At 63.6% G+C, this 25199-nt stretch carries 24 protein-coding genes; 11 read left to right on the forward strand and 13 right to left on the reverse strand.

The features are described 5' to 3' along the window. Positions 1 to 357 precede the first annotated feature (357 nt). From ACSZPK_RS18350 to ACSZPK_RS18365, 4 genes are read left to right on the forward strand one after another with little or no spacing between them, the layout of a single operon-like run. Positions 358 to 804: a hypothetical protein gene (locus tag ACSZPK_RS18350; RefSeq protein WP_437882962.1), complete on the forward strand. Its 447-nt coding sequence runs from the start codon at positions 358 to 360 to the stop codon at positions 802 to 804. Positions 805 to 815: 11 nt separating this feature from the next. Continuing rightward, positions 816 to 1925, forward strand: coding sequence for a DUF2169 family type VI secretion system accessory protein (locus tag ACSZPK_RS18355; protein WP_437882963.1), 1110 nt, complete (start codon positions 816 to 818; stop codon positions 1923 to 1925). Next, on the forward strand, positions 1918 to 3708 hold the full coding sequence (locus ACSZPK_RS18360) for a DNA/RNA non-specific endonuclease (RefSeq protein ID WP_437882964.1): 1791 nt from the start codon (positions 1918 to 1920) through the stop codon (positions 3706 to 3708). The genes ACSZPK_RS18355 and ACSZPK_RS18360 overlap by 8 nt, the downstream gene beginning before the upstream one ends. A gap of 1 nt (position 3709) precedes the next feature. Continuing rightward, a complete protein-coding gene (locus ACSZPK_RS18365) occupies positions 3710 to 4126 on the forward strand; it encodes a hypothetical protein (protein WP_437882965.1) in 417 nt (138 codons plus the stop codon). A 131-nt stretch (positions 4127 to 4257) separates the two neighbouring features. On the opposite strand, the gene ACSZPK_RS18370 is transcribed toward ACSZPK_RS18365, so the two are convergent. After that, on the reverse strand, positions 4258 to 4461 hold the full coding sequence (locus tag ACSZPK_RS18370; protein WP_437882966.1) for a hypothetical protein: 204 nt from the start codon (positions 4459 to 4461) through the stop codon (positions 4258 to 4260). 576 nt (positions 4462 to 5037) lie between these two features. Between ACSZPK_RS18370 and ACSZPK_RS18375 the strand changes: the two genes are divergently transcribed. The 3 genes from ACSZPK_RS18375 to ACSZPK_RS18385 all read left to right on the forward strand — a co-directional run bounded on the left by ACSZPK_RS18375 (position 5038) and on the right by ACSZPK_RS18385 (position 7833). Beyond that, entirely contained in the window at positions 5038 to 6453 is a 1416-nt protein-coding gene (locus tag ACSZPK_RS18375; RefSeq protein ID WP_437882967.1) for an amino acid permease, read from the forward strand. A gap of 208 nt (positions 6454 to 6661) precedes the next feature. Beyond that, complete coding sequence (locus ACSZPK_RS18380) at positions 6662 to 7417, forward strand: HD domain-containing protein (RefSeq protein WP_437882968.1); 756 nt, start codon at positions 6662 to 6664, stop codon at positions 7415 to 7417. Next, on the forward strand, positions 7414 to 7833 hold the full coding sequence (locus ACSZPK_RS18385) for a hypothetical protein (RefSeq protein WP_437882969.1): 420 nt from the start codon (positions 7414 to 7416) through the stop codon (positions 7831 to 7833). The genes ACSZPK_RS18380 and ACSZPK_RS18385 overlap by 4 nt, the downstream gene beginning before the upstream one ends. On the opposite strand, the gene glgB is transcribed toward ACSZPK_RS18385, so the two are convergent. The 3 genes from glgB to ACSZPK_RS18400 form a co-directional block, all read right to left on the reverse strand. Continuing rightward, complete coding sequence (gene glgB, locus ACSZPK_RS18390; RefSeq protein WP_437882970.1) at positions 7821 to 10013, reverse strand: 1,4-alpha-glucan branching protein GlgB; 2193 nt, start codon at positions 10011 to 10013, stop codon at positions 7821 to 7823. The two genes, ACSZPK_RS18385 and glgB, sit on opposite strands and share 13 nt — an antisense overlap. A gap of 340 nt (positions 10014 to 10353) precedes the next feature. Then, positions 10354 to 11415, reverse strand: a complete 1062-nt coding sequence (locus ACSZPK_RS18395; RefSeq protein WP_437882971.1) for an AI-2E family transporter — start codon at positions 11413 to 11415, stop codon at positions 10354 to 10356. Positions 11416 to 11495: 80 nt separating this feature from the next. After that, complete coding sequence (locus ACSZPK_RS18400) at positions 11496 to 12569, reverse strand: DUF2066 domain-containing protein (protein ID WP_437882972.1); 1074 nt, start codon at positions 12567 to 12569, stop codon at positions 11496 to 11498. Between the two features lie 206 nt (positions 12570 to 12775). On the opposite strand from ACSZPK_RS18400, the gene purM reads away from it, so the two are divergent. The 4 genes from purM to ACSZPK_RS18420 all read left to right on the forward strand — a co-directional run bounded on the left by purM (position 12776) and on the right by ACSZPK_RS18420 (position 15572). Further along, positions 12776 to 13834, forward strand: coding sequence for a phosphoribosylformylglycinamidine cyclo-ligase (purM, locus tag ACSZPK_RS18405; RefSeq protein WP_437882973.1), 1059 nt, complete (start codon positions 12776 to 12778; stop codon positions 13832 to 13834). Beyond that, positions 13834 to 14484, forward strand: coding sequence for a phosphoribosylglycinamide formyltransferase (gene purN / locus ACSZPK_RS18410; RefSeq protein WP_437882974.1), 651 nt, complete (start codon positions 13834 to 13836; stop codon positions 14482 to 14484). Before purM ends, purN begins: the two co-directional genes overlap by 1 nt. A gap of 11 nt (positions 14485 to 14495) precedes the next feature. Beyond that, complete coding sequence (locus ACSZPK_RS18415) at positions 14496 to 15215, forward strand: DUF3108 domain-containing protein (RefSeq protein ID WP_437882975.1); 720 nt, start codon at positions 14496 to 14498, stop codon at positions 15213 to 15215. Positions 15216 to 15398: 183 nt separating this feature from the next. Continuing rightward, positions 15399 to 15572 carry a hypothetical protein gene (locus ACSZPK_RS18420; RefSeq protein ID WP_437882976.1) on the forward strand — a complete coding sequence of 58 codons (174 nt, stop codon included), beginning with the start codon at positions 15399 to 15401 and terminating at the stop codon, positions 15570 to 15572. Between the two features lie 93 nt (positions 15573 to 15665). Here ACSZPK_RS18420 and ACSZPK_RS18425 read toward each other — a convergent pair whose 3' ends face one another. From ACSZPK_RS18425 to ACSZPK_RS18465, 9 genes are all read right to left on the reverse strand, one after another. Then, positions 15666 to 16205 carry a DUF2058 domain-containing protein gene (locus ACSZPK_RS18425; RefSeq protein WP_437882977.1) on the reverse strand — a complete coding sequence of 180 codons (540 nt, stop codon included), beginning with the start codon at positions 16203 to 16205 and terminating at the stop codon, positions 15666 to 15668. Beyond that, on the reverse strand, positions 16202 to 17143 hold the full coding sequence (locus ACSZPK_RS18430) for a class I SAM-dependent methyltransferase (RefSeq protein ID WP_437882978.1): 942 nt from the start codon (positions 17141 to 17143) through the stop codon (positions 16202 to 16204). Before ACSZPK_RS18430 ends, ACSZPK_RS18425 begins: the two co-directional genes overlap by 4 nt. A 114-nt stretch (positions 17144 to 17257) precedes the next feature. Next, a complete protein-coding gene (gene mazG / locus ACSZPK_RS18435; RefSeq protein ID WP_437882979.1) occupies positions 17258 to 18094 on the reverse strand; it encodes a nucleoside triphosphate pyrophosphohydrolase in 837 nt (278 codons plus the stop codon). 8 nt (positions 18095 to 18102) lie between these two features. After that, on the reverse strand, positions 18103 to 20349 hold the full coding sequence (gene relA, locus ACSZPK_RS18440; RefSeq protein WP_437882980.1) for a GTP diphosphokinase: 2247 nt from the start codon (positions 20347 to 20349) through the stop codon (positions 18103 to 18105). A 55-nt stretch (positions 20350 to 20404) separates the two neighbouring features. Further along, complete coding sequence (gene rlmD, locus ACSZPK_RS18445) at positions 20405 to 21775, reverse strand: 23S rRNA (uracil(1939)-C(5))-methyltransferase RlmD (RefSeq protein ID WP_437882981.1); 1371 nt, start codon at positions 21773 to 21775, stop codon at positions 20405 to 20407. A 2-nt stretch (positions 21776 to 21777) separates the two neighbouring features. After that, positions 21778 to 22674, reverse strand: a complete 897-nt coding sequence (gene cysM / locus ACSZPK_RS18450) for a cysteine synthase CysM (protein ID WP_437882982.1) — start codon at positions 22672 to 22674, stop codon at positions 21778 to 21780. 160 nt (positions 22675 to 22834) lie between these two features. Next, entirely contained in the window at positions 22835 to 23167 is a 333-nt protein-coding gene (locus tag ACSZPK_RS18455; RefSeq protein WP_437882983.1) for a DUF3325 domain-containing protein, read from the reverse strand. Further along, positions 23167 to 24882: a PepSY-associated TM helix domain-containing protein gene (locus ACSZPK_RS18460; RefSeq protein WP_437882984.1), complete on the reverse strand. Its 1716-nt coding sequence runs from the start codon at positions 24880 to 24882 to the stop codon at positions 23167 to 23169. Before ACSZPK_RS18460 ends, ACSZPK_RS18455 begins: the two co-directional genes overlap by 1 nt. After that, the gene (locus ACSZPK_RS18465; RefSeq protein WP_437882985.1) at positions 24879 to 25172 is read right to left on the reverse strand and encodes a DUF3649 domain-containing protein; all 294 of its coding nucleotides are present in this window, start codon (positions 25170 to 25172) and stop codon (positions 24879 to 24881) included. Before ACSZPK_RS18465 ends, ACSZPK_RS18460 begins: the two co-directional genes overlap by 4 nt. Between the last annotated feature and the right edge of the window lie 27 nt (positions 25173 to 25199).

The raw sequence follows: 25199 nt of genomic DNA on the forward strand, positions 1-25199 counted from the left end.
CGCTGGCCGACGAAGGCGCCGCGGTGCTGAACAATATCAAGGTCCAGCGCGAGATCATCGCCAACGGCGGGCCGGACATCGGTATCAACGGCAGCAGCCCCACCGCCTACAACGCCATCTATGATCGCTACCTGGGCACCGGCGACACCGCTGCCGCGCAGCAAGCCATCGGCCAGGTCTGGGGCTCCGAAACGTCCTCGGTGAAGCGCGATGGTCAATTCGTCAATTACAACGACTACTACGGCGGCTGGTATGACGACCAGGCCAGCGACTAGTTTCCAACGGCATTCACCCAGGTGGCTCGGCGCCCTGCTTCTGGCCTGCGCCGCCTGCTCAACAGCGAACGGGATCGAACAGATGAACCAAGCCCCTCTCACGCTCTGGCAAGTCATCGAGCGCCTGGCCAGGCTGGCGCCCCCGAGCCCCGCCCGGATCGAGCAAACGCTGGGCAACAACCTGCGTCTCGAAGCGCAGGACGAGCATCGCACGCGCTGGGTCGGCGATGAGGTACTGCTCAAGGACAACGTGCGCATCGCCCAGACCGGCCTGACCCTGCTGACGCGCACGCGGCAAGCCACTGTCGGCCTGTTCATCGGCGGCGCCTGCATCGGCCGCGACGCCCTCGACGCGCAGTACGGCGAACTGCGCCTGGTCGCCGCACCACGCGGTCGTTCGCTGAACGAGTCCAGCGTGTGGGAAAGCGCCCAGCCCTGGGGCCGGTTGCGCTTCTCATTCAAGGAGAGCAACCCGGAGTGCCTGCATAGCGTGTCCATCGCGCCTTCGGCCCCCGGCGCCGCCGAGTAGCCAGGTTCGACGTGCGGATCGATAACAGAAGCGGCTTTCCCCATGCCTGGTTCGAGAAGACCGGCCCCGGCGGCGTCGTCTACGACGTGCTGGTACTGCGTGGCACTTTCGCCTTGCGCGGTGACAACCGCCGCCTGGAACGCGCCGACGAACAGGCGCCCATCGTCTACGCCGACGAATACGACGGCCATCCCGAAGCCAACCCGCTGCAAAGCGTGTTGCGTCGCGAGGGTGACCTGACCCTGTTCAAGCCGGCCAGCGACGTCTACATCACCGGCACCGCCCATGCCGAGGGTGGCCATGCGCAGCCCGCCTGGCTCGCCGGCATCCGCATAGGCAATCGGCGCAAGCTGGTGCGCTTGCACGGCCCACGTCGTTTCCTGCGCGAAGGCCAGGCATGGCGCTTGAGCGAAGCCGAACCGACCACCCAGGTGCCTCTCGACTATCGGCATGCCTTCGGCGGCTGCTATAGCCTGGCAGCCACCGAGCAAGGGCCGCTGGAACGGGTCTACAACCCCGAAAACCCTGCGGGATGCGGCTGGCTGCCAACCGATGCCGATCTGCAAGCCCTCTCCCCCGAAGCCGCCGAACTGGTCCGCCAATGGCGCGATGGACTGGATGAGTTACCAGCCCCCCAGATCGAAGACCCGCAGGCACCGCTGGCCAGCCCCTACGATGCCCTGCCCGTCCAGGGCCTGGCGCCGCTGGCGCGCTGGTGCCAGTCACGCCTGCAATATGCCGGCACCTACGATGAGCGCTGGCAGGCCGAGCGCCATCCACTGCTGCCGGAAGACTTCGACGAACGCTTCTACCAGGCGGCGCCCAGCGACCAGGTCCAGCCGGGCTACCTGGCCGGCGACGAACACGTCTCCCTGCTCGGCCTGCTGCCCGAGGGCCTGAGCCACTTTCGCCTGCCGGGCATAGTGGCGCTGGCGGCGCTGACGCCCTTTCGCGGGCCGGTGAAAAAGGGGGCGCTGGTACTCGACACCCTGGCCATCGACCTCGATACGCGCCTCGTCTCGCTGGTCTGGCGCGCCACCTTCGAGCGCGGCGCCCCCCTGCGGCGGCTGGCGCTCGGAACCCTTGAGCTGTCATTGGCCGAGGACAGCGGGCATGGATGAGATCGTTCTCCCCACCCTCGTCATCGACGAGTACAGCAACGCCGATGCGTTTCGCCTGGACTTCGGCATCGACAGCCTGGCCCAGGCCCAGGCCGTTATCGACAACTCGGATCAGTTATTCGCCGCTCACGGCCAGGACTGGGAAAACGACCGGGCCTACTTCGACGAGACCGCCCAGGAAGTAAAACGCTACTTCGAGGAAGGGCGGTACAAGGAAGGCGAACTGGCCGAGTCGAAACCCAGCGAAGACGGCATGGACCTGTGGGGCGACGCCCGCCACGCCGCCAACGACAGCCACGACTGGAAGGCCGTCTGCTCGACGCCCGACTTCTGCAAGGTCGGCAACGCGGTGGTGCCCTTCGACAGCTTCGCCACCATCGGCAACCAGACCCAGTCCTCGCCGGACGTGAAAGCCCAGGGCGTGCCGGTGTACCGGGTCGGCGACATGCACAAGGGTGTGCAGGGCGACGCCGGCTCGCATATCGTCGCCGGCACCTCGCTGGGCGGCGGCTACGTCAAGTTCCTGCAGGGCCAGGATAACGTCAAGGTCAATGGCATCCCCCTGGTTCGCCAGGACAATTTGTGCCTGGTCAACTGCAACGCCGCCGGAGTCGGCGGCGCGCTGGGCAAGGTGGTGACCACCCAGCGCAGCGCCGACAGCCAGGCGGAAAAGCCAGCGGAGCAGGAGACCAACCCGCAATTGCAGGCACTGCTCGACGCCGAGGCGGACGAGCGCTCGTTCTGGGAAAAGACCAAGGAATTCGGTTCCGGCGCCTGGAGCAGTACCAAGCGCATTGCCAACGCCAGCGCAGACGATCCGCTGGATACCGGGGTCGGCGTACTCAAGGGGATCGGCAACCTGCCCTCGGACCTGTGGAACCTGGTGGTGATGGCCAGCAAATACAGCTCAGCAGGCGGCATGCCGAGCATTGCCATGCAGGCCAACGCGATGGAGAAAGCCGCCCTCGCGGCCCACCAGGCGGGCGACCTGGACAAAGCCAATGAGTTGGCCCGCCAGGCCAACGAAATGATGAACAGTGGGTATGTCGGCGATATCTTCGAACCCACCAGCGACGCACAGAAAGGCGGCGCCGTCCTGTCGATGTTCGTGCCGCTCGGTGCGGCGGCGAAAGGCGCCGGTGCGCTGGGCAAGGCGGCACGTGGGGCCAAGGCCCTGGATGCGGCGGCCGACACCGTCAAGGCCGCCGATGTCGTGGCCGATGCAGGCAAGGCCGAACATATCTCCGAAGCGGCCAAGACAGCAAACACCGCAGACGAAGCCTCGAAGGCAGCTGACGCCAGCAAGACAAACCAGGGAAAATCAGGCGTCCAGATCAAGAAACGCCGACTCAAAGCCAACCACAGCTACGAATACAATGGCTACAAGTACACCACAGATGCCGAAGGCCGAATCAGTTCGGTAGAAGGCAAGCTGTCCCTCAAGAAAGCCGAACGCAACGAGTATGCTCAGCGCACGGTTGGCAAGGACGATGGTCGTCTGGCAGACGATCAGGGTGGACACCTGATAGGTTCGCAATTCAATGGTTTCGGCGGCAAGGAAAACCTCACCCCGATGCATAAGAGCATCAACAACTATCACTCGGGCGAATGGGGACAGATGGAAAAGAACTGGGCCAGTGAATTGGCCGCTGGCAACGATGTGCAGGTTAAGATCAAGCTCGTCTATGGCGACAGCAGCGCACGCGCCACAGAGTTCAGGATTACCGAGACCATTGGTGGCGTCTCGAGCAAACGAACGATAGTCAACCCAACGGGACCCTGACATGACCCCAGAAATACAGCACCTTCACCAGACCATCGCCCAAGGTATATACGATGAACTGCCGCCAGACGGCTGGAGCACGGCCCGTTACCAGTTCCTGGCGATCACCCGTTTTTTCGAGGAAAACGGCACGTACCAGTCGAGCGACGGCCAGCAGCGCTCATTCGTCGTCGAAGACGAGGTAAGCGATGCATTTCGTGAGTTGCGCGGCAAGATGGCAGCAATCAATGAAAAAGGCCACGCTTGGTATACGTGCATCGTCGACATCACCCCGGATGGCAATTTCAAGCTCGACTTCGTCTATGACGAGCTCCCCTCATTCAAGGTCATCCCTTCGGCGGACAAATGGGACGACGAATTTCGCACCTATCCTCGCCCCGAACTGAAAAGCCACGCCCCTACTCAACCGAATAGCTGAGTGCCTGCGAGAAACCGCAAGACGAGCCTGACTGTGGCTGGCGTTTTCCTCGGCGGCGTGAAAGTCAACGCCTATACGGCAACGCTCACCTGCCTATCATGATTTGCGCCTCACGCTTTCCGGCTACAAATTCAGCGGGGAAGTGTCAAGCGCTCCAGGCTTTGGAGAATCATGAAGCGAGCAACAAATGCGCCTGCTTCGACGAGTGGATCGCTTTCAATAAGGAGATCGTTGGCAAACGCCAAACCCGGCTGGATCAGAAGGTAATCGCGGCGGCGGATAAAAGTTTTCGCGACCTGAGAGATGTTTCGCACACGACTGAACGCTGCAATCACACGCGACTCCAGGGGCGACAGCTTCGACAAAATAAGAACCGCGCACGGGCATCTTGACTGGGCGGATGACAGCGAAGCAGGTCGCCAACCACCCTCCTTTAGTCGCAAATGGAATGCATCACCGATAGCAAAGTGTGCTCGCCCGTGTTTTTTCCGTTACCATCGCGCCCCGTCTTTGTGCACGACAGAGCGGCCGAGCACTTTTTCGGCCACCTGCAAGTCTGCCAAGGCGCCGCTTTAACGGACATCGCCACCTGGATCAGGCAGTCCCCACGTTCAATGACTCGGCCGAAACCGGACGAGCCTGCTTTTGGAGTTTTCTCATCAGTACGCCTGGAGTGAGGTTCGACCTCCTGGCCGTACAGACGCAATCGATGGTCCCGAACATCCTTGATGGGATGCGGACCGCCCCGAAGACCGATCCTATTCCAACAAACGGTCATAGCCAGCTCAGATACGCCATTGCGGCCCCACCATACAGGTGCGGCCTGCCGTGGCGTTTTTGCGTGGTGCGTCTTCGGTGCCGGCTTCGCGTTCCAACTGTTTCCAGCAAGATCTACAAGAGGTATTCCAGTTATGGATGCGGTAACAGCCGAAAAGGCAAAGCAGGAGCATGAAAGCAAGCTCAGCACGTCGCTGAAATCCCGGCACCTGACCATGATGTCGATCGCCGGCGTAATCGGCGGCGCACTGTTCGTCGGCTCTGGCAGCGTGATCCACAGCGCAGGCCCGGCTGCCGTACTGGCCTACCTGGCCGGCGGCATCCTGGTGGTGTTCATCATGCGCATGCTCGGCGAGATGGCGACCTCCTCGCCGGACACCGGCTCCTTCTCCACCTACGCCGACCAGGCCATCGGCCGCTGGGCCGGCTTCACCATCGGCTGGCTGTACTGGTGGTACTGGGTCATCCTGATGGCCTGGGAAGCCTACGTAGCGGGCAAGATCCTGCATGGCTTCTTCCCTGACGTCAGCGTCAACGTGTTCGTGCTGGCCACGACCCTGGTGCTGATCACGGTCAACTTCTTCAACGTCAAGCACTACGGCGAGTTCGAGTTCTGGTTCGCCCTGATCAAGGTGGTGGCGATCGTCTGCTTCCTCATCGTATGCACCGCGGCCGTACTGAACATCTGGCAGTTCGGTGAAGTACGCGGCATCACCCACCTGACCGCCGAAGGCTTCATGCCCAATGGCATCAGCACGGTGATCGGTGCGCTGCTCGGGGTGATGTTCGCCTTCCTCGGTGCCGAGATCGTCACCATCGCCGCCTCCGAAGCCAAGGACCCGGCGACCCAGATCGTCAAGGCGACCAACTCGGTGGTCTGGCGCGTGTGCCTGTTCTACGTCGGCTCGATCTTCCTGATCGTCTGCCTGGTGCCGTGGAACGACCCGCACCTGGGCGTTTCCGGCTACGGCGCCTACCGCCGCACCCTGGAACTGCTGGGCGTGCCTTATGCCGAGCTGCTGATGAACTTCGTGGTACTGACCTCGGTGAGCAGTTGCCTGATCTCCGGCCACTACACCGCCTCGCGCATGCTGTTCTCCCTGGCCCAGCGCGGCGACGCGCCGTCGTTCTTCAAGATCACCCGCACCGGCACCGGCGTTCCGGTGTACGCGATCATCGGCTCTTGCCTGGTCGCAGTGTTCTGCGCCGTGATCAATTTCAGCGAGACCCTGGGCCCGAAAGACGTGCTGGAAACCCTGATGAACACCACCGGCATGATCGCCTTGCTGGTGTACCTGGTGATCGCCTTCTCGCAACTGCGCATGCGTCGCAAGCTGGTCGCCGAAGGTAAGGAAATCCGCCTGAAGATGTGGTTCTTCCCGTGGCTGACCTACCTGGTGATCCTGTTCATCGTCGGCAGCCTGGTGACCATGGCCTTCATGCCTGACTACCAGGTGCTGGTGATCTCCACCGGCATCGCCGCCGCCGTCGTGGTGGCAGCCGGCCTGGTCGTCCATCGCCGCGCCGCCAAGCGAGGCTTGGCACACTGACGGCGACAAAGGGGCTCCTCCAGACCGTGTGAAAACTACTGCGCTTTCACACGGCCTGCTTCGAAGCCCTTTTCTTTTTGTCGCGAAGGCATCGGAAATTCAAACTGGTGGCGTCAGCCCACCGACTCCGATGCCTGCCCATACCTCTATCGCCGCCTCCCCATTATCTCGACCTGCTTCTCGCAGCAGCCCTCGGCCAAATGGAATAATGCGCCCCGCAAAATACTCGGAGGCCCGCATCGACGACATCCATGACCCGGAGAACGTCAGCCTGCACCAGGTGTTTTACAAGCCAAACCAATTTGGCGCTCAGCAGAATATGCTGCCCACCGTCAGGAGGTCGCCCCCCAATATGCATCCACTCGAATCTTCATGGGCTCCCGCCTGGGCTGGTATCGGCGCACTCGGCGATGGGCTGAACCACAGGCAGGCATTGCTCTCTGCATACAACGAAGGCCATCGCGTCTATCACTCGCAGCAGCACCTAGAGGAATGCCTGGAGTTCTTTGACGAAGTCCAGCGCCACGCCGAGGACGCCCCCGCGCTTTGCCTGGCGCTGTGGTACCACGATGCGATCTACCCCATCCCCGGCAAAGACAAAAAAGAGCGCAGCGCACGCCTCGCCGCCAAGCACCTGTTGGCCGCAGGCGTTGCCCCGGAACGGGTGCGACGCGTCGAGGCGCTGATTCTCGCCATCCGTCATAAATCCGTACCCCAGGACCATGATCAGTGCCTGATGGTGGATATCAACCTGGCGATCCTGGCCGCGCCCGACGAGCGTTTCGACGAATACGAACAACAGATTCGCCAGGAGTACCGCAAGGTTCCGGGTTTCCTGTTCCGACTGAGACGCAAGGCCATCCTGCGCTCCCTTCTCAAGCGGCCAAGGATTTACGCCAGCGAACTTTTTTACGAGCGCCTGGAAGATATCGCTCGCTACAACCTGAGGAGAGCCATCGCGTGATTCGTTTCGCCCTTTACCCCCTGGCGCTGCTGCTATCCATGTCCAGCCATGCCGACAGTTTCTGCGAGCGACAGAAGATGGACCGGGAGTTCCCCGCCGGCATTGAAGGCCTGTATCAGGTGGTCGGCAGGCGTAGCGTCGATGGCACGCCCTACTTCGGCACCTTGCAGGTCGAGTATGGCGATGACGCCTACACCTTGCGCCGTACCGTACAAGGCAAGACCCAGGCCGGGCGTGCCTGGTTCGAGCGCTGCGGAGCCGACCGGATATCCGGCCTGGCCATGGAGATCGGTGGCGAACAGGGTTTCTGCGCGACCGGCACAGATGGTGACAATTACTACCGGTTCACCTGCCGGCTCTCGGGCAAAGGCAAGGAGCGTCGCCAAGGCCTGGAGGCCTGGTTTCAGGAGCCTTGAGAACGGAGCACCAAGGCTCCCAACGGCGGTAGATCGACCAGCAGCGAATAGGCCTGCCCATGGCTGGCCTGCTCGACGGCGAAGGCCTCGTGCAAAGTGCCGGCATTGGAACCGCTGTAACGTGCGGCGTCACTGTTGAGCAGCACGCTCCAGACACCTGCGAGCGGCACGCCGATGCGATAGCCCTGGCGCGGCACCGGGGTGAAGTTGTGGATCACCAGCAACGGTGCGCCCTCATTGCCCACCCGTAGCCAGGCGTAGACGCTGTTGGTCAGGTCGTCACCGATCAGCCAACTGAAGCCATCGGCGCGCTCGTCTATCTGGTGCAAGGCGGGTTCATGGCGCAGCAGATGATTGAGATCGCGCAGCAGGCTTTGCACGCCCTGGTGCTCGGCATAGCGCAGCAGGTACCAGTCCAGTTGCGCATCGTGGTTCCACTCGCGCCACTGGCCGAACTCGCAGCCCATGAACAGCAGTTTCTTGCCCGGATGGGTCCACATGAAACTCAGGTACAGGCGCAGGTTGGCGAACTTCTGCCAGCGGTCGCCGGGCATCTTGTCCAGCAGCGAGCGCTTGCCGTGCACCACCTCGTCATGGGAAATCGGCAGGATGAACGACTCGGAGAACGCGTAGAGCAGGCCGAAGGTCAGTTGATGGTGATGGTGCCCACGATTCACCGGGTCTTCGCTGGCGTACTTGAGGCTGTCGTGCATCCAGCCCATGTTCCACTTATAGGAAAAGCCCAGGCCGCCTTCGCGGGCCGGCCGGCTCACGCCTGGCCAGGCGGTGGACTCTTCGGCGATCACCAGGGCACCAGGTACTTCAGCGGCGACTACGTCGTTGAGATGACGAAGGAAGTCGATGGCCTCGAGGTTCTCGCGGCCGCCGTGGCGATTGGGTATCCATTCGTCGGGCTTGCGCGAGTAATCGCGGTAGAGCATCGACGCCACCGCGTCCACCCGCAGGCCATCGATGTGATAGGCGCGCAGCCAGTGCAGTGCCGAGGCGAGCATGAAACCATGCACCTCGGTACGACCCAGGTTGTAGATGTAGGTGTCCCAGTCCTGATGAAAGCCCTCGAACGGGTGGGCGTATTCGTAAAGCGCCGTGCCATCGAACTGGCCGAGGCCATGGGCGTCGGTGGGAAAATGCGCCGGCACCCAGTCGAGAATCACACCAATGCCGGCCTGGTGGCAGGCATCGACGAACGCGGCGAAGTCGCTCGGGCTGCCATAGCGCGAGGTCGGCGCGAACTGCGACAGCGGCTGATAGCCCCAGGAACCACCGAACGGGTGTTCCATGATCGGCAACAGCTCAACGTGGGTGAAGCCGAGATCCTGCACGTAGGGAATCAACTGTGCGGCCAGTTCATGCCAGTCCAGCGGGCGAGGATCGTCTTCACCGTCATGGCGCCAGGAACCGACGTGTACTTCATAGATGGACAATGGGCGGTCATGGGCCTGGCGGGCCTGGCGATCCTCCATCCAGGCCGCGTCGTTCCAAGCGAACGCCAACGGCGCCGACACCACCGATCCCGTGGCCGGCGGCAACTCGGTGGCCAGGGCCAGTGGGTCGGCCTTGAGTGGCAGCAGGCCGTCCTCGCCGAGAATTTCGAACTTGTACACCTCGCCCGCCCGCAGACGCGGCACGAACAGTTCCCAGACACCGGCAGGATGGCGCAGGCGCATCGGATGCCGACGTCCATCCCAACCATTGAAGCTGCCAACCACCGACACCCGCCGCGCATTTGGCGCCCACACGGCGAAACGCACGCCGTCGATGCCGTCCTGGGTCATCAGTTGCGCGCCCAGGCATCTACCCAGCTCACGGTGGTTGCCCTCGGCGAACAGGTACAGGTCCATCTCGCCAAGCAACGGGCCGAACGCGTAGGGGTCTTCGCTATCCTGGACGCCCTCGGCCCAGTGGATGCGATAGCGATAATCGGGACGATGGCCAAGGCCCAGGATGAACAGGCCAGGCGCCTCGTCCTGCCGCATTTCGCCAAGCGAGTCGCCGCTGAGCGCATCGACCAGCTCAACGCGCAGCGCGCCAGGCAGGTAGGCGCGGATCTCCACGCCCCCGTTCACCTCGTGCGGGCCGAGAAAAGCGAAAGGATCGTGATGCTCGGCCCGTACCAGTGCCTCGATATCGGCACGTGAGCGGCGCGCGTTCTGGCTCATGAGTGGCTCCCCGGTAAATGCGTGCAAAGCTGCGCCAGCCAGGCCGTCCAGCGGAATATTCATCCAGTCCGGGCGATAGCGCGCTTCGTAAAGAATTTCGCAGGCGCTTTCTCGATGCTGGCCATTGCAAGAGCCATGCCCTCGCCTTCACTCCAGGCTTGAATCGCCCGAACAAGGTGCCGGCCGTCAGCGAAGACGTGACTGGCCCCTGGGCGTGGAAAGCACGGCAACACGTGAGTCACTGCCGTCACATCCGCGCCCCCCGTTCCTGTTCCGAGCCCCACCCTCTCGCAAAAGTTCAGGGAGATGCGGCGGGAGGCTGCCTTTCACTTACCAGAGCCTATTGCCCCGCGTAGATATCCGACTGTTTATAAACATCATGGACATGGCGCAGCAGCACCATGACGATCGCCGCCACCGGCAATGCCAGCAGCACCCCGGTGAAACCGAACAACTGGCCGCCGGCGAGGATCGCGAAGATCACCGCCACCGGGTGCAGGCCGATGCGGTCGCCCACCAGCAACGGCGTCAGCACCATGCCTTCGAGCAACTGGCCGACGGTGAACACCGCCACAACGCCGAGCAGCGGATAGAGTTCGATGCCGCCGTACTGGAACAACGCGGCAACCACCGCCGCGCCAAAACCGATGACGAACCCCATGTACGGCACGATGCTGGCCAGGCCAGCGAGCAAACCGATCAGCAGGCCCAGTTCCAGGCCGACGATCATCAGGCCGCTGGAATAAATGGTCGCCAGCGCCAGCATCACCAACAACTGGCCACGGATGAAGGCGCCGAGCACTTCATGGCATTCGCGCACCAGCCTGACCACCACGCTCTCGCCGGAGCGCGGCAACAGGTCGCGCAGCTTGCCGACCATGACATCCCAGTCACGCAGCAGGTAGAAACTCACCACCGGGATCAGCGCCAGGTTGGCCAGCCAGCCCAGCACGGCCAGGCTGGAAACGGTGACCTGGGCCAGTACCACGCTGACGATATCGGTGGTCTGGCCGATGTGCTGGCTGAGCGCCGCCTTGATCTTGTCGAAGCGCCAGAAGCCGTCGGCCAGGCCGAACTTGGCCTGAACCCAGGGCAGTGCCTGGTGCTGCAGCCAGTCGAGCATCTGCGGCGCCACCTCATACAGGCGCACCAGTTGCCGGCCGAGCATGGGGATCAGCACCAGCAGCAGGATCAGCAGCAACAGGCTGAACAGGGTGAACACCACCACCACGCCCCAGGTGCGCGACAGCTTCAGGCGCTCCAGGCGATCGACCAGCGGATCGCCGAGGTAAGCCAGCAGCATCGCCACCAGGAACGGCGAGAGGATCGGCGTCAGCAGGTACAGCAACCAGCCGCACAGGACGATGCCTGCCAGCCACATCCAGCGTCGTGAATCGGTCATGTCAGGCTCTCGCGAAGCGCCCCGGGCGGGGCGCGGTAAGTATGGAAAGAGGCATCACAGTCCTTTGTGACAGGTCGGCATCACTGCCAGCGGAATCGCAGCAGGTTATCGGGTTTCTTCTCGACGGGCGGCGTCGCGCCTGGAGCGGTCGCTGCCTGATCGGCAGGCTGGGCCGGATCGGCTGGCAGCGCCGGCACTTGCCCAACCTCATCGGCAGGCACCTCCTGCAAGCCGGCCAGTGCCAGTTGTGCGCGCAGTTGCTCGGCGCTGGCCTTGACCTCCCAGAGCATGCGGTCGCCCTCGACCTTGCTCAGGCGGCCGCCGAGCGGATCGAGCAGGTTTTCCAGCTCGGCATAGCGAGCCAGGTCGGCCCCCTGGATTTCCACCTGCAACGAACTGGCCGCGCCAGGCTTGACCACGAAGCGCGGCGCCAGGCGCTGACTGACATCCAGCAGCACGGCGTCGGCCAGGGCCTGCTGATTATCACCCTCCGCCTTGCCATTCTCCTTGGCCTCTCCCAGCGACAACGTCCACTGGGCACGCCATTTGCCGTCGGTCTCGCTGGCATGGACGATCAGCAGCGCATCGGCGCCATAACGCTCGGAAGCCTCGCGCAATGGCTCGACCTTGCCGGCGTCCAGCGCCTCGGGGGTCGCCAGCAGTTGCTCCTGCAGGTCGGCCAACGGCAGGCGCAGCGGCAGGCCACGGTGCTGGGCCGCCTGCAGCAGGGGCTTGGCGCTTTCCTGGGCATCGCCGACCAGGCTGTTGCCATCGGGATTGCTGCTCAGCCACCAGGTCAGGATTGCCGGGCGGTTGGCGCTCCACAGCGGCAGGCCAGCAGCGTGCAACTTGTCATCGGTGGTGGCCGGGTCGAAGTCGACCACCAGCGCATCGCCTTCATAGGCATAACGGCTGACCAGTTGCTGCGGGTCCTTGCGTACGCCACCCAGGCCAGGGCTCTGCATCGCCCTGGCATCGCCAGTCAGGCGCAGCACCAGGGTTTCCAGGGCCTTGCCCAGGGCCGCCTCGCGGACATCCGGCTGCTGGCTGGCCACCGGCTCACGTACCTGGTACAGGTCGGCGACCTGGGCAGCGAAGGACGGCAGACTCAGCAACGAACAGCCCAGGGCGAGCAGACTCAGATAAATGCGCATGGGGACTCTCATAAAGCAATCGGGACCGCGCGGCAAGCACACGGAAAGGGCTCTACCTTAAACAGCCACCCGCCGTGCGGCAACATCGGCAACGGCTTAGCCGGTAGTAGCTGGCGGGCAAGCCTGATAAAATCGCGCGCCTTCACGGACCGGTACGTCGTGCTGCCTGGTCGTCAACCGCATTCCCTCTGCAAAGGCCATACCCCATGAGCAAGCAACCCTCCATCAGCTACAAGGACGCCGGTGTAGACATCGACGCCGGCGAAGCCCTGGTCGAACGCATCAAAGGCGTGGCCAAGCGCACTGCGCGCCCGGAGGTGATGGGTGGCCTGGGCGGCTTCGGCGCCCTGTGCGAAATCCCGGCCGGCTACAAGCAGCCGGTACTGGTCAGCGGCACCGACGGCGTCGGCACCAAGCTGCGCCTGGCACTGAACCTGAACAAACATGACAGCATCGGCCAGGATCTGGTGGCCATGTGCGTCAACGACCTGGTGGTCTGCGGCGCCGAGCCGCTGTTCTTCCTCGACTACTACGCCACCGGCAAGCTGAATGTCGACGTTGCCGCCACCGTGGTCACCGGCATCGGCGCCGGCTGCGAACTGGCCGGCTGCTCCCTGGTCGGTGGCGAAACCGCCGAGATGCCCGGCATGTACGAAGGCGAAGACTACGACCTGGCCGGCTTCTGCGTCGGCGTGGTGGAAAAGGCCGAGATCATCGACGGCTCCAAGGTCGTGACCGGTGACGCCCTGGTCGCGCTGCCCTCCTCCGGCCCACACTCCAACGGCTACTCGCTGATCCGCAAGATCATCGAAGTCTCCGGCGCCGACATCGAAGCCACCGAGCTGGACGGCAGCAAGCTGGCCGACCTGCTGATGGCGCCGACCCGCATCTACGTCAAACCGCTGCTCAAGCTGATCAAGGAAACCGGCGCGGTCAAAGCCATGGCCCACATCACCGGCGGTGGCCTGCTCGACAACATCCCGCGCGTGCTGCCGGAAGGCGCCCAGGCGGTGCTCGACGTCGCCAGTTGGAAGCGCCCGGCGGTGTTCGACTGGCTGCAGGAACAAGGCAACGTCGACGAGCACGAGATGCACCGCGTGCTGAACTGCGGTGTCGGTATGGTCATCTGCGTCGCTCAAGACCAGGTCGAAACCACCCTCGCCAGCCTGCGCGCCTCTGGTGAGCAGCCGTGGCTGATCGGCCAGATCGCCCAGGCCGCCGACGGTGCCGAACACGTCGTGCTGAACAACCTGAAACAGCATTGATGACGGCAGCCTGCAATGTCGTGGTGCTGATCTCGGGCACCGGCAGCAACCTGCAAGCCCTGATCGACCACATCAACGCCGGAGAAAACCCGGCGTGCATCGGCGCGGTGATCGCCAACCGCGCCGATGCCATCGGCCTGCAACGTGCGGCCGCTGCCGGTATCGCCACCCAGGTGCTGGACCACAAGAACTACGCGGATCGCGAAGCGTTCGATGCCGCGCTGATCGAAGCCATCGACGCCCGTCAACCACAGTTGGTGGTACTGGCTGGCTTCATGCGTATCCTCAGTGCCGGTTTCGTACGGCATTACCGTGGACGTCTGCTGAACATTCACCCGTCTCTGCTGCCCAAGCACAAGGGGCTGCATACCCACCAGCGCGCACTAGAGGCCGGCGACAGTGAACATGGCTGCAGCGTGCACTTCGTCACCGAAGAGCTGGATGGCGGCCCCGTGGTCGCGCAGGCAAGAATCCCGGTGCGCTCATCCGATACCGCCGAGAGCCTTGCCCAGCGCGTTCACGCTCAGGAACACCTCATTTACCCCCTGGCCGTACGCTGGTTCGCCGAGGGTCGCCTGCAACTGGGTGACAACGGCGCACAACTGGACGGCCAAAACCTGCCGGCCACCGGCTGGCAGTTCAGTAATTAGGAGATTCGCCGATGCGTCGTGCCCTGCTGTTGCTCCTCGCCGCTGTCACCCTGCCCACCGTGGCAGCCGACAAGCTGGAGCCCTTCACCGCCAGCTACACCGCCGACTGGAAACAGGTCCCGGTCAGCGGCAGCGCCAGCCGCAGCCTCAAGCAACTGGACAATGGTCGCTGGGAGCTGTCCTTCGAAGCCTCCATGCTGGTCGCCAGCCTCAAGGAAACCAGCACCCTGCAAGTCGATAACGGCGTGTTCCTGCCGCAGACCTACCACTTCGAACGCAGCGGCCTGGGCAAGTCCAAGGAAATCGAGCAGGACTTCGACTGGACCCAGAAGAAAGTCCTCGGCAGCGACCGTGGCGACCCGATCAGCGTGACCCTGAATCGCGGCCTGCTGGACAAGTCGACCTATCAACTGGCCCTGCAGCATGACGTGGCGGCCGGCAAGAAAAGCATGAGCTACCAGGTCATCGACGGCTCGGAGGTGGAGGTCTATGACTTCCGCGTCCTCGGCGAGGAGCGCGTGGAAACCCAGGCCGGCACGGTCGATGCGATCAAGGTCGAGCGTGTACGCGACCCGACCCAGAGCAGCCGCAAGACCATCCTCTGGTTTGCCAAGGATTGGAACTACCTGCTGGTACGCCTGCACCAGGTGGAAAAGGACGGCAAGGAATACCAGATCATGCTCAAGGACGGCACGGTCGACGGTCGCCCGGTCCAGGGCGCCAAGAGCTGATCCAGCGACATCTGAACAAACCGGGCGAAAGCCCGGTGATGCCCGCAACGACTCAAATCCTGGTGCTCCGTTCGTTGCACTGATGCAACAGTCCTTTGCCGGCCGCACGGTTAATTAGCTTGCTAACGAAGTGTATAACGGACCTGCGACATCTCGCCGCACCCGTATTTCGAGGAGACAAGCATGAACGTGATCGTGCATGAGCGTGACAGCGAACATCTTTCCCAGGAAGCCCGCGCCCTGGGCATTCAGGCCTGGGATGTGATCCAGAACGGACAACTGGTCGGCATCTTCCGCTCCGAAGAAGAAGCCGACGCCTATCGTCAGGTGCTGGAAGAAGCACAGCCGCACTCCTGACGGCCTGCGAGGGCTAAGAACCTGTTCACGATCTCGCGCGCTGGAGATCGTGAACAGGTTCTTAGGAAACAGCCGCAAGCCTTCCGCAAGCCTTCACCACATAAGGTCGTCAGGAACCTGGTAAGCCGCATAGGGATCGTCTTCATCCGGCGCTTCGGTCGGCGTGTTGAGCAATACCACCCGATGGGCGTCACGCTCCTGGATCTTCAGCGCGGCGTCACGCGGGATCACTTCATAACCACCCGCATGGCGCACGATGGCCAGCGACCCACGGCTCAACTTGTCGCGCATCAGGTCGTTGACCGATAGGCGCTTGACCTTTTTGTCGTCGACGAAGTTGTAGTAATCCTCAGTGGTCAGCTTGGGCAACCGCGATTGTTCGATCAGTTGCTTGATCTGCGCGGCAAGGGCTTTCTTCTGGGCCTTTTCCTGTTGCTGGCGATTCAGCTCCTGGTCGCGGGCGGTCTTTTCCGCCTGGGCCTCCAGGGCCGCACGCTTCTGCGAATCATCGACCTCCACCTGGTTTTTCTTTTCCAGGCGCTGCTGTTTCTGCTTCTGTTTGCCGGCCTGCTTGGCCTGCTTTTCATTCACCAGTCCTGCCTTGAGCAACTGGTCGCGAAGGGAAAGGCTCATGCGTTATCCATATTCATTGCAGTGGAAGACGAAGGCGCACGTTGCGCCAGGAAGAATCTGAACGGGCAGCCCGTCTCATCTTCGATCAGTTCGAAACCGACCTCGGCGAGCAGCGCCGCGAAATCCTGTCGATGCCAGGCCTCGGCGAACGGCTCATAGGCACGCTTGGCCAAAGCCCGGAAATAGGCACCTCTCCAGCCATAGTGACGCCACAGCCAGGCATAGCCCCGCGCCCACTGCAACGGCGACGGTTCAAGCACCGCGAGACGGGCACCGGGGCGGGTAATCCGTGCCAGCTCCTGCAATGCCTTGCGCAAGTACATCGGCGGGATTTCATGGAACACAAAACATACCGCTATGGCATCGAACTGGCCATCGGCCAGGCGTGTTCTCTCGGCCAGCCCCTGAACCCACTGGATCCCCTGGTGACTACGGGCGGCATGCTGCAACAGGTAAGGAGAAGGGTCCAGCCCCCAGACCTCGCCGATGCCGGCATCTTTCAGGGCCTGCGCCTGGCGTCCGGCGCCGCAGCCCAGGTCCAGTGCGCTGGCGGCACCACGCAACGCGTCAGCCACGCGCTTGCGCCCGCCCGTGAGGGTGCCGAGCATGACCTTGTCGAAACCCTGGGCATAGCCGCGACTGAAGCACTTGGAGTAATTGCCGTTGGGCAGGTTATGGAACTCCTGCAGCACGTACTTGGGCAGCCAGTCCGCTCCCGGCACCCCGGCAGGCAGTTGCACGCGCTGGTGATTACGGCCGCTAAGGGTGCGCCATACGCGCCCCAGGCTGGGCAGGTGCTTCCAGTCCATCTGGTCGGCCCAGGCATCGGGAAGCTCGATGCTCGCCCAGTCGACACGCTCGGCGTCCAGGTGAGGGGGATCAACGACCGGTTCATCCTCGAACGGGCCTGCATCGGCAGTGGCGATAGTCGTGGTCATAATCGTACAGATCTGGCGATACGGATCTCCTTGGCCCCATGCCATCGCGCCGGGCCGCTCCCCTTCCGTATCCGTTACCCCGTAGGCCGGGAAATCAAAAACCGCCAGGCGATCTCAGCCGCCACAGCCGGTATGCTGTTTCTCCTGCTTTTTGGCTTCGCTCCAGAGGGCGTCCAATTCGGCAAGCGCGCAATTCTCGATTGGACGCCCCGCCCTGCGCAAGGACTCTTCGATAAAACGAAAGCGCCGCTCGAATTTAGCGTTGGCACTGCGCAATGCCGCTTCCGGATCGACCTTCAGGTGACGGGCCAGATTGGTCACCACGAACAGCAGATCACCAACTTCCTCGGCGATGGCCTCGGGCTCACCCTGGCTCATGGCTTCGAGCACTTCATCCAGTTCTTCGCGAACCTTGTCCACCACCGGCAAGGCTTCGGGCCAGTCGAAACCGACCTGGGCAGCGCGCTTCTGCAATTTGGCGGCACGACTCAAGGCAGGCAGTACGGCTGGAACATCATCGAGCAACGACAACTGTTCGGGCGCCTCGGCTTTTTCCGCGCGCTCCTCGGCCTTGATCTGCTCCCAGCGCTCCTTCACCTGTACATCGTCCAGGCGCGGCATGTCCGGTGCGCCATACAGGTCGCCATCGGGAAACACATGGGGATGGCGGCGCACCAGCTTGCGGGTGATGGCATCGATCACCGTGGCGAATTCGAAACGCCCTTCTTCCCTGGCCAACTGGCTGTAGTAGACGACCTGGAACAGCAGGTCGCCCAACTCGCCGGGCAGGTGATCGAAGTCGCCGCGCTCGATGGCGTCGGCAACTTCATAGGCTTCTTCGATGGTGTGCGGCACGATGCTCGCGTAGTTCTGCTGTATATCCCACGGGCAACCGTACTGGGGGTCGCGCAGGCGCGCCATCAGATGCAGCAAATCGTCGAGCACGTACATGGCAGCGCTCATCCCGCGCTACGGCTACGCCGCGCCTCGATGATGTTGGGCAATTGGGAAATCCTCGCCAACAGCCGGCCCAAGGCATCCAGGCCTGGAATCTCGATGGTCAGGAGCATGGACGCGGTATTGTCTTCCTTGTTCGACCGGGTGTTCACCGCCAGCACGTTGAGGCGCTCGTTGAGCAGCAGTTGCGAGACGTCGCGCAGCAAGCCGGAACGGTCGTAGGCGCGAATGACGATGTCCACCGGATAGGTCTGCACCGGCACCGGCCCCCAACTGACCTGGATGATCCGCTCAGGCTCGCGACTGGCCAGTTGCAGCACCGAGGCGCAATCCTGGCGGTGGATGCTGACGCCGCGCCCCAGGGTGATGTAGCCGACGATCGGATCGCCGGGCAGCGGCTGGCAGCAGCCAGCCATCTGGGTGAGCAGATTGCCGACTCCCTGGATCTGCACGTCGCCACGCTTGCCGGGCTTGTTCGAGCCGGCGCGGCGCGGGATCAGCTCCAGTTGCTCGTTGCCGCGCTCCGGCTCGACCAGTTGCTGGGCATGGTTGACCACCATCGCCAGGCGCAGGTCGCCAGCCCCCAGGGCCGCATGCAGGTCCTCGGCGGTGCGCAGGTTGCTCTTCTCCGCCAGTTTGTCGAAGTCCACGGCCGACAACGCCAGGCGCGCCAGTTCGCGTTCGAGCATGGCCTTGCCGGCGGCGACGTTCTGGTCGCGGGCCTGCAGCTTGAACCAGTGGACGATCTTCGCCCGCGCCCGCGAGGTGGTGATGTAGCCCAGGTTGGAGTTCAGCCAGTCACGGCTCGGCGCGCCGTTCTTGCTGGTGATGATCTCCACCTGCTCGCCGGTCTGCAGGCTGTAGTTGAGCGGCACGATGCGCCCGTTGATCTTGGCACCGCGACAGTTGTGGCCGATCTCGGTGTGCACGCGGTAGGCGAAGTCCAGCGGCGTGGCGCCCTTGGGCAGGTCGATGGCATGGCCGTCCGGGGTGAACACATAGACCCGGTCGGGCTCGATGTCCACGCGCAACTGTTCGGCCAGGCCACCGATGTCGCCCAGTTCTTCGTGCCATTCAAGTACCTGGCGCAGCCAGGAAATCTTCTCTTCGTAGTGGTCGGAGTTGCCCTTGACGTCGGTGCCTTTGTAGCGCCAGTGGGCGCAGACACCCAGTTCGGCCTCTTCGTGCATCGCCTGGCTACGGATCTGCACTTCGAGAATCTTGCCGTCCGGCCCGATCACCGCGGTATGCAAGGAGCGATAGCCGTTTTCCTTGGGGTTGGCGATGTAGTCGTCGAACTCCTTGGGAATGTGTCGCCACAGGCTGTGCACGATACCCAGGGCGGTGTAGCAGTCACGCACCTGCGGCACCAGCAGGCGCACGGCACGCACATCGTAGATCTGGCTGAATTGCAGGCCCTTGCGCTGCATCTTGCGCCAGATCGAATAGATGTGTTTGGCCCGGCCGCTGATGTCGCTCTTGATCCCGGCGTCCGCCAGCTCGGTCCTGAGTTGCTGCATCACATCGGCGATGTACTGCTCGCGGTCCAGGCGCCGCTCATGCAGCAGCGTGGCGATCTGCTTGTACTGCTCGGGCTCCAGGTAGCGGAAGGACAGGTCCTCCAGCTCCCACTTGATATGGCCGATGCCGAGCCGGTGCGCCAGCGGCGCATAGATGTCGAACACTTCGCGGGCCACGCGATGGCGTTTGTCGTCATCGGCGTTCTTCACCGCCCGGATCGCACACGTACGCTCCGCCAGCTTGATCAGCGCCACACGCACGTCGTCGACCATGGCCACCAGCATCTTGCGCAGGTTTTCCACCTGCGCCTGGGAGCCGAGTACCAGGGAGTCGCGCGGGTTGAGGCTGGCGCTGATCGCCGCCATGCGCAGCACGCCTTCGATCAGCTTGGCCACCACCGGGCCGAAACGCTGCTTCACCACCTCCAGGTTGGTCTGGCCTTCGCGCACCGCGCGGTAGATCAGCGCGGCGACCAGCGAATCCTGATCGAGCTTGAGGTCCGCCAGGATCTCGGCGATCTCCAGGCCCGTGTGGAAGCTGGAGCTACCTTCGGTCCATAGATTCTGCGCGGCGTTGGCCTGCTGCTCGACATCACGGGCGAATTCGCAGGCGGCCTTCAGCGCCTCGCGGTCCAGTGCCGGGTCGACGCTCAATGCGTGGTCCAGCCACGCTTCCAGGTTGATGCTGCCATCGACGTTGATGGGCTGTTGCGCCCTGACCTGCACCATTCTCTTACCTTCCCTACGGCGGCGGACAAGCCTCTCGCCGGATTTCACCAGCTTTCTACGAAGCGGGCCGACTTTGACCTGCTTCGAATAATGCCATCGCCTCGACATGCGCCGTCTGCGGGAACATGTCGAGAATTCCAGCTCGCTTGAGCCGATACCCCTGCTTCACCAGCTCGGCCGTGTCACGCGCGAGCGTCGCCGGGTTGCAGGACACATAGACCAGCCGCCGAATACCCAGCGCCCCAATCCCTTTGACTACCTCGAACGCGCCGTCGCGCGGCGGATCGAGCAACATCGCGTCGAAGCCCTTGCGTGCCCAGCCGGCCTCGGCAAGCGGCTTCGACAGGTCAGCCTGGATAAAGTGCAGATTGGCCAGACCGTTGGCCTCGGCGTTGGTCCGCGCCCGCTCGACCATCACCTGCACGCCCTCTATGGCCACGACCTCTTTCACCCTCTGCGCCAGCGGCAAGGCAAAGTTGCCCAGGCCACAGAACATGTCCAGCACCCGCTCCTCAGGCCCTGGCGCCAACCAGTCTAGCGCCTGCCCAACCATCGCTTCGTTTACCGGACCATTGACCTGAACGAAGTCGCCAGGACGGTAATTCAATTCCAGACCCCAGCTTTCCAGACGATAGCCGAGCGCCTGCTCACCGCCATCGGCTTCGGGCTCGGCGACACCTTGCAGCCATAACTGCGCCTGCTGGTCACCACAGAAATCCCGCAGGCGCTGCAGATCGTCAGCGCCCAGGGGCGCAGTGTGGCGTACCAGAATCGCCGTCGCATTGCCGTGGAACAACTCGACATGACCAATGGCCTGCGGCTTGTCCAGGCCACGCAATGCCCGGGGTAACGCTTCGAGGATTGGCTGCAAGGGCTGTACCAGCACCGGGCATTCGGCCAGCGCGACGATGTCCTGGCTGGCCGAGGCACGGAACCCCACCTCCAGCTCGCCGCACCGCGAATCCCAGCGCACGGCGATGCGCGCGCGCCGCCGATAGCCGTACTCGGGACCGCTCAGGGGGGCGGCCCAGGACTCGGGCTCGACAGCGGCCTGGCGCTGCAGCAGTTCGGCCAGATTGCGCTGTTTCAGGGCAAGCTGCTCGGCATGGGGCAGATGCTGCACACTACAGCCGCCGCAATGGCCGGCATGCCGGCAAAGCGGCTGGCGACGCATCGCGACAGCGCTGAAAACGCGCTCGGCACGGGCTTCGACCACCTGGCTGCGCGCAGCCTGCACACGGGCCTCGACCTCTTCGCCAGGCAAGGCACCGGAAACGAACCAGCTACGGCCGTCGAGAAAGGCGATACCACGCCCATCGTTGGCCAGGCGCTCGATCCGCAGGCGCTGCTTCTTGCCCACCGGCACCTGGGCCTTGCGCTCGCCGCCCGCAGGCTGGAAGCGCAGACCCGAACTTCGCTTGGCCATGATTACTCTACGTCGACGTCGTAGACGCCCGACGACAGATAACGGTCGCCGCGGTCGCAGATGATCGCCACCAGGGTCGCGTTTTCCAGTTCCTGGGATAGCTGCAGCATGGCGGCCACCGCGCCGCCGGACGATACGCCGCAGAAGATGCCTTCTTCGCGGGCCAGGCGCCGCATGGTTTCCTCGGCCAGGGCCTGGCTCATGTCGACCACCCGGTCGACCCGGCTGGCATCGAAGATCGATGGCAGGTACTCCACGGGCCAACGGCGGATACCGGGGATGGCCGAACCTTCCTGAGGCTGCAGGCCGACGATCTGGATCGCCGGGTTCTGTTCCTTGAGGTAACGCGACACGCCCATGATGGTGCCCGTGGTGCCCATGGAGCTGATGAAATGGGTGATCTGCCCGGCGGTCTGGCGCCAGATCTCCGGGCCGGTGCTGACATAGTGCGCCTGCGGGTTGTCGCCATTGGCGAACTGGTCGAGGACGATGCCCTTGCCCTCGGCCTGCATCTGCAGCGCCAGGTCACGCGCGCCTTCCATGGTCTCGCTGAGGATCAGCTCGGCACCGTAGGCGGTCATCGCCGCCTTGCGCTCGGCGGTGGAGTTGCCCGGCATAATCAGGATCATCCGGTAACCCTTGATCGCCGCCGCCATCGCCAGGGCGATCCCGGTGTTGCCCGAGGTCGCCTCGATCAACGTGTCGCCGGGGCGGATGTCGCCACGCTGTTCGGCGCGGGTGATCATTGACAGGGCCGGACGGTCCTTCACCGAGCCGGCGGGATTGTTACCCTCCAGCTTGAGCAGCAGCGTGTTGCTCGTCTCGCCGGCCAGGCGCTGGAGACGGACAAGCGGCGTGTTGCCAATGCAATCGGCGATGGTTGGGTACTGCACGGTCATGATCGGTCCACACACGAAATGGGCGCACATGATACCGGCAAAAGCCGCCAAGCCATATCGCGTAACGCTCACGTGGTATTACCGATTGGCATAAAGGCCGCAGGCTATGGGTCGCCAGCGTCAGGGAAGAGCAGAAACCCATCGTTTTTCGCCTGCCGCCTCAGACCACCCAGGCCGCGACCAGCGCCGGCACGGCGATGACTGGCAGCCAGTTGCTCAGCTTCGGCGCGTAGGGCAGGAGCAGCAGCAGAGCCAGGCCGGCCAGTGAGCACATGCCGAACCAGCCGACCGGGCCCATGGCCCAGCCCCAGCTCAGGATGCAACCGGCGAAGCTCGCCAGCAGGCACGCCCAACCCGCCCCGCGCAGCAGACGCAGCCGGCCAGCGGGCGCACTCGTGCCCCAGAACTGCTTGTAATGGCGCTCCAACCCTTGGCAGAGCATCAACATGCCGCAATAGGCCAATGTCACTGCGCTAATCAAGGACAGGCTCATCAGGCGCCCTCCGCGAGCTTGCCCGCACGGCGCGCGGCACGCGTCTTGGCTGGCTGGCCAACGCGCCAGCACGCCCAGGCCAACAGGACGCCCAGGAGTACCGAAGTCGCCTGCAACCAGACGTGGTTACCACGGCTGCTATCCACCAGGTCCAGAAACGGCAAACCGATGCACAACAGCGCCGCCAGGCCGAGTTGCTCGCGCCAGGCCCGCATTCGTGGCCGGACGATGGCGTGGGCCAGCGTCGCCGCCCAGACCAGGAAGAACAGATTGACTTCCCAGGCGCTGCGCTGCGCCAGTTCCACCGGCAACAAGCGCCCGCCCCACAGATAAGCCACGCACGCCAGGCTCAGGCCGGCGACCACCGCGATATTGATGCGCTCCGCCGCATGGTAGAGCACAACGCCTATCACGCCCTCGTGGTCATGGCGACGCTGACGCTTGACCGTGAACAAGACGACCCCGGTGGCGAGCATCGCACAACTGGCCAGGCCACAGATGAAGTACAGCCAGCGCATCGGATAGCCACCGAACTGGGCAAAGTGCAGCCCGCTCATGACCCGCTGGGTCAGTTGCGCGGGGCGGCTGGCGCTCGGCGCACGCAGCACCGCCCCGGTGACGCCATCGAACAGCATGCTTTCCCCCTTGGTCAGTTCGATGCGGTTGCCAAGCACCGGTCGCGCTTCGATACGCATGCCCGCCTGCCCGGGATTCTGGATCGACAGGCTGGCGATCGGCCCCAGCGTACGCTCGGCAACTGCGAGCAATGGCCCCAGTTCGGTCATGCGCGCCGCTTGATGCCCACGCCGCTCATCGCCGGCAGGCGCTGCCTGTTGCGCTGAACCTGATAAACCACGCCCCTGGGCCTGCCACTCCTCGCCCATGCGAGCGTCCCGCGAGCCACGTCCGGCCCTTTCCGGCTGGGCGGCCGGGGGGCGCACCGGCTCATCGTGCCCAGCGCCCGCATGCTGTGCGCCCCGCTCGGCTGGCCGCGCGCCATCCGGGGCCACCTCGGCCTGCTGCGCCGGGCGGCCGCCACGGCCGAACGCCTCGCGGTTGCCGTCGAACAAGGCATCCACCGCGGCCGGCATATAGATGAGGTAGAAAATCACCAGGCCGGTGTAGGTGATCATCAGATGAAACGGCAGCACCAGCACCGCCGTGGCATTGTGCGCGTCGAGCCAGGAACGCTGGCCCTTGGCTGGGCGGAAAGTGAAGAATTCCTTGAAGAATTTCTTGTGGATGACGATGCCGCTGAGCAACGCCACCAGCATCGCCATGGCGGCCAGGCCAACCACCCAGATGCCGATATTGCGCGGCATGTGCAGGGTGAAGTGAAAACCGAAGAAGAAACCACCGCCCGCGGTCTGGCGCACCGCGATGGGCTCGCCACTGATCGGGTCGAGAACCTGTCCGCCGCCACGTGCTCGCTCACCGGCGGAAACGCTCAGGGCCGCAGAACGTTCGGTTGGCAGGCCGATGTTCCAGGCCGGCGCGTCGCCCTTGTTGGCCCTGAGGTAATCGATGGCGACCTGGGCGGCACGCAGTTGATCGACATCGTGGACGGGGATTTCCGGACGCATCCAGCCATCGATCTCCTTGTCGAACACCGCCAGGCTGCCGGTCAGGAAGATCGCGAACAGCAGCCAGCCGAAGATCAACCCACTCCAGGTGTGCAGCCAGGAAAGCGACTGGGTCAGGGTTTTCTGTTTCATCCCAGTGCCTCCAACAGTTGCGACCAGAAGCCGATGATCGCCAATGGCCCGGCCAGGCCCAGGCCGATCCAGGCGCGCCAGGCACTGCGACAGCCGAATGCCCAGAGGACGGCCAGGGTGTAGACGAGAAACGCCGGCAATGTCGCGACGATGGGCGCGGTCATGGGATCAAGCGGCAACAGGCGAGCGAGCGCCGCAGTGAAGGCATAGGTGAACAGGTAGCCACCGAGTACGGCGGCGATGATTCGCGATACGACAGGCCAGGCGATCACGGAGGATTTTTCTTTCATTTTGTTCGGCACTCGCTACGACTGCGC

The sequence above is a fragment of the Pseudomonas sp. LRF_L74 genome, assembly GCF_965644255.1.
Taxonomy (GTDB): Bacteria; Pseudomonadota; Gammaproteobacteria; order Pseudomonadales; family Pseudomonadaceae; genus Aquipseudomonas.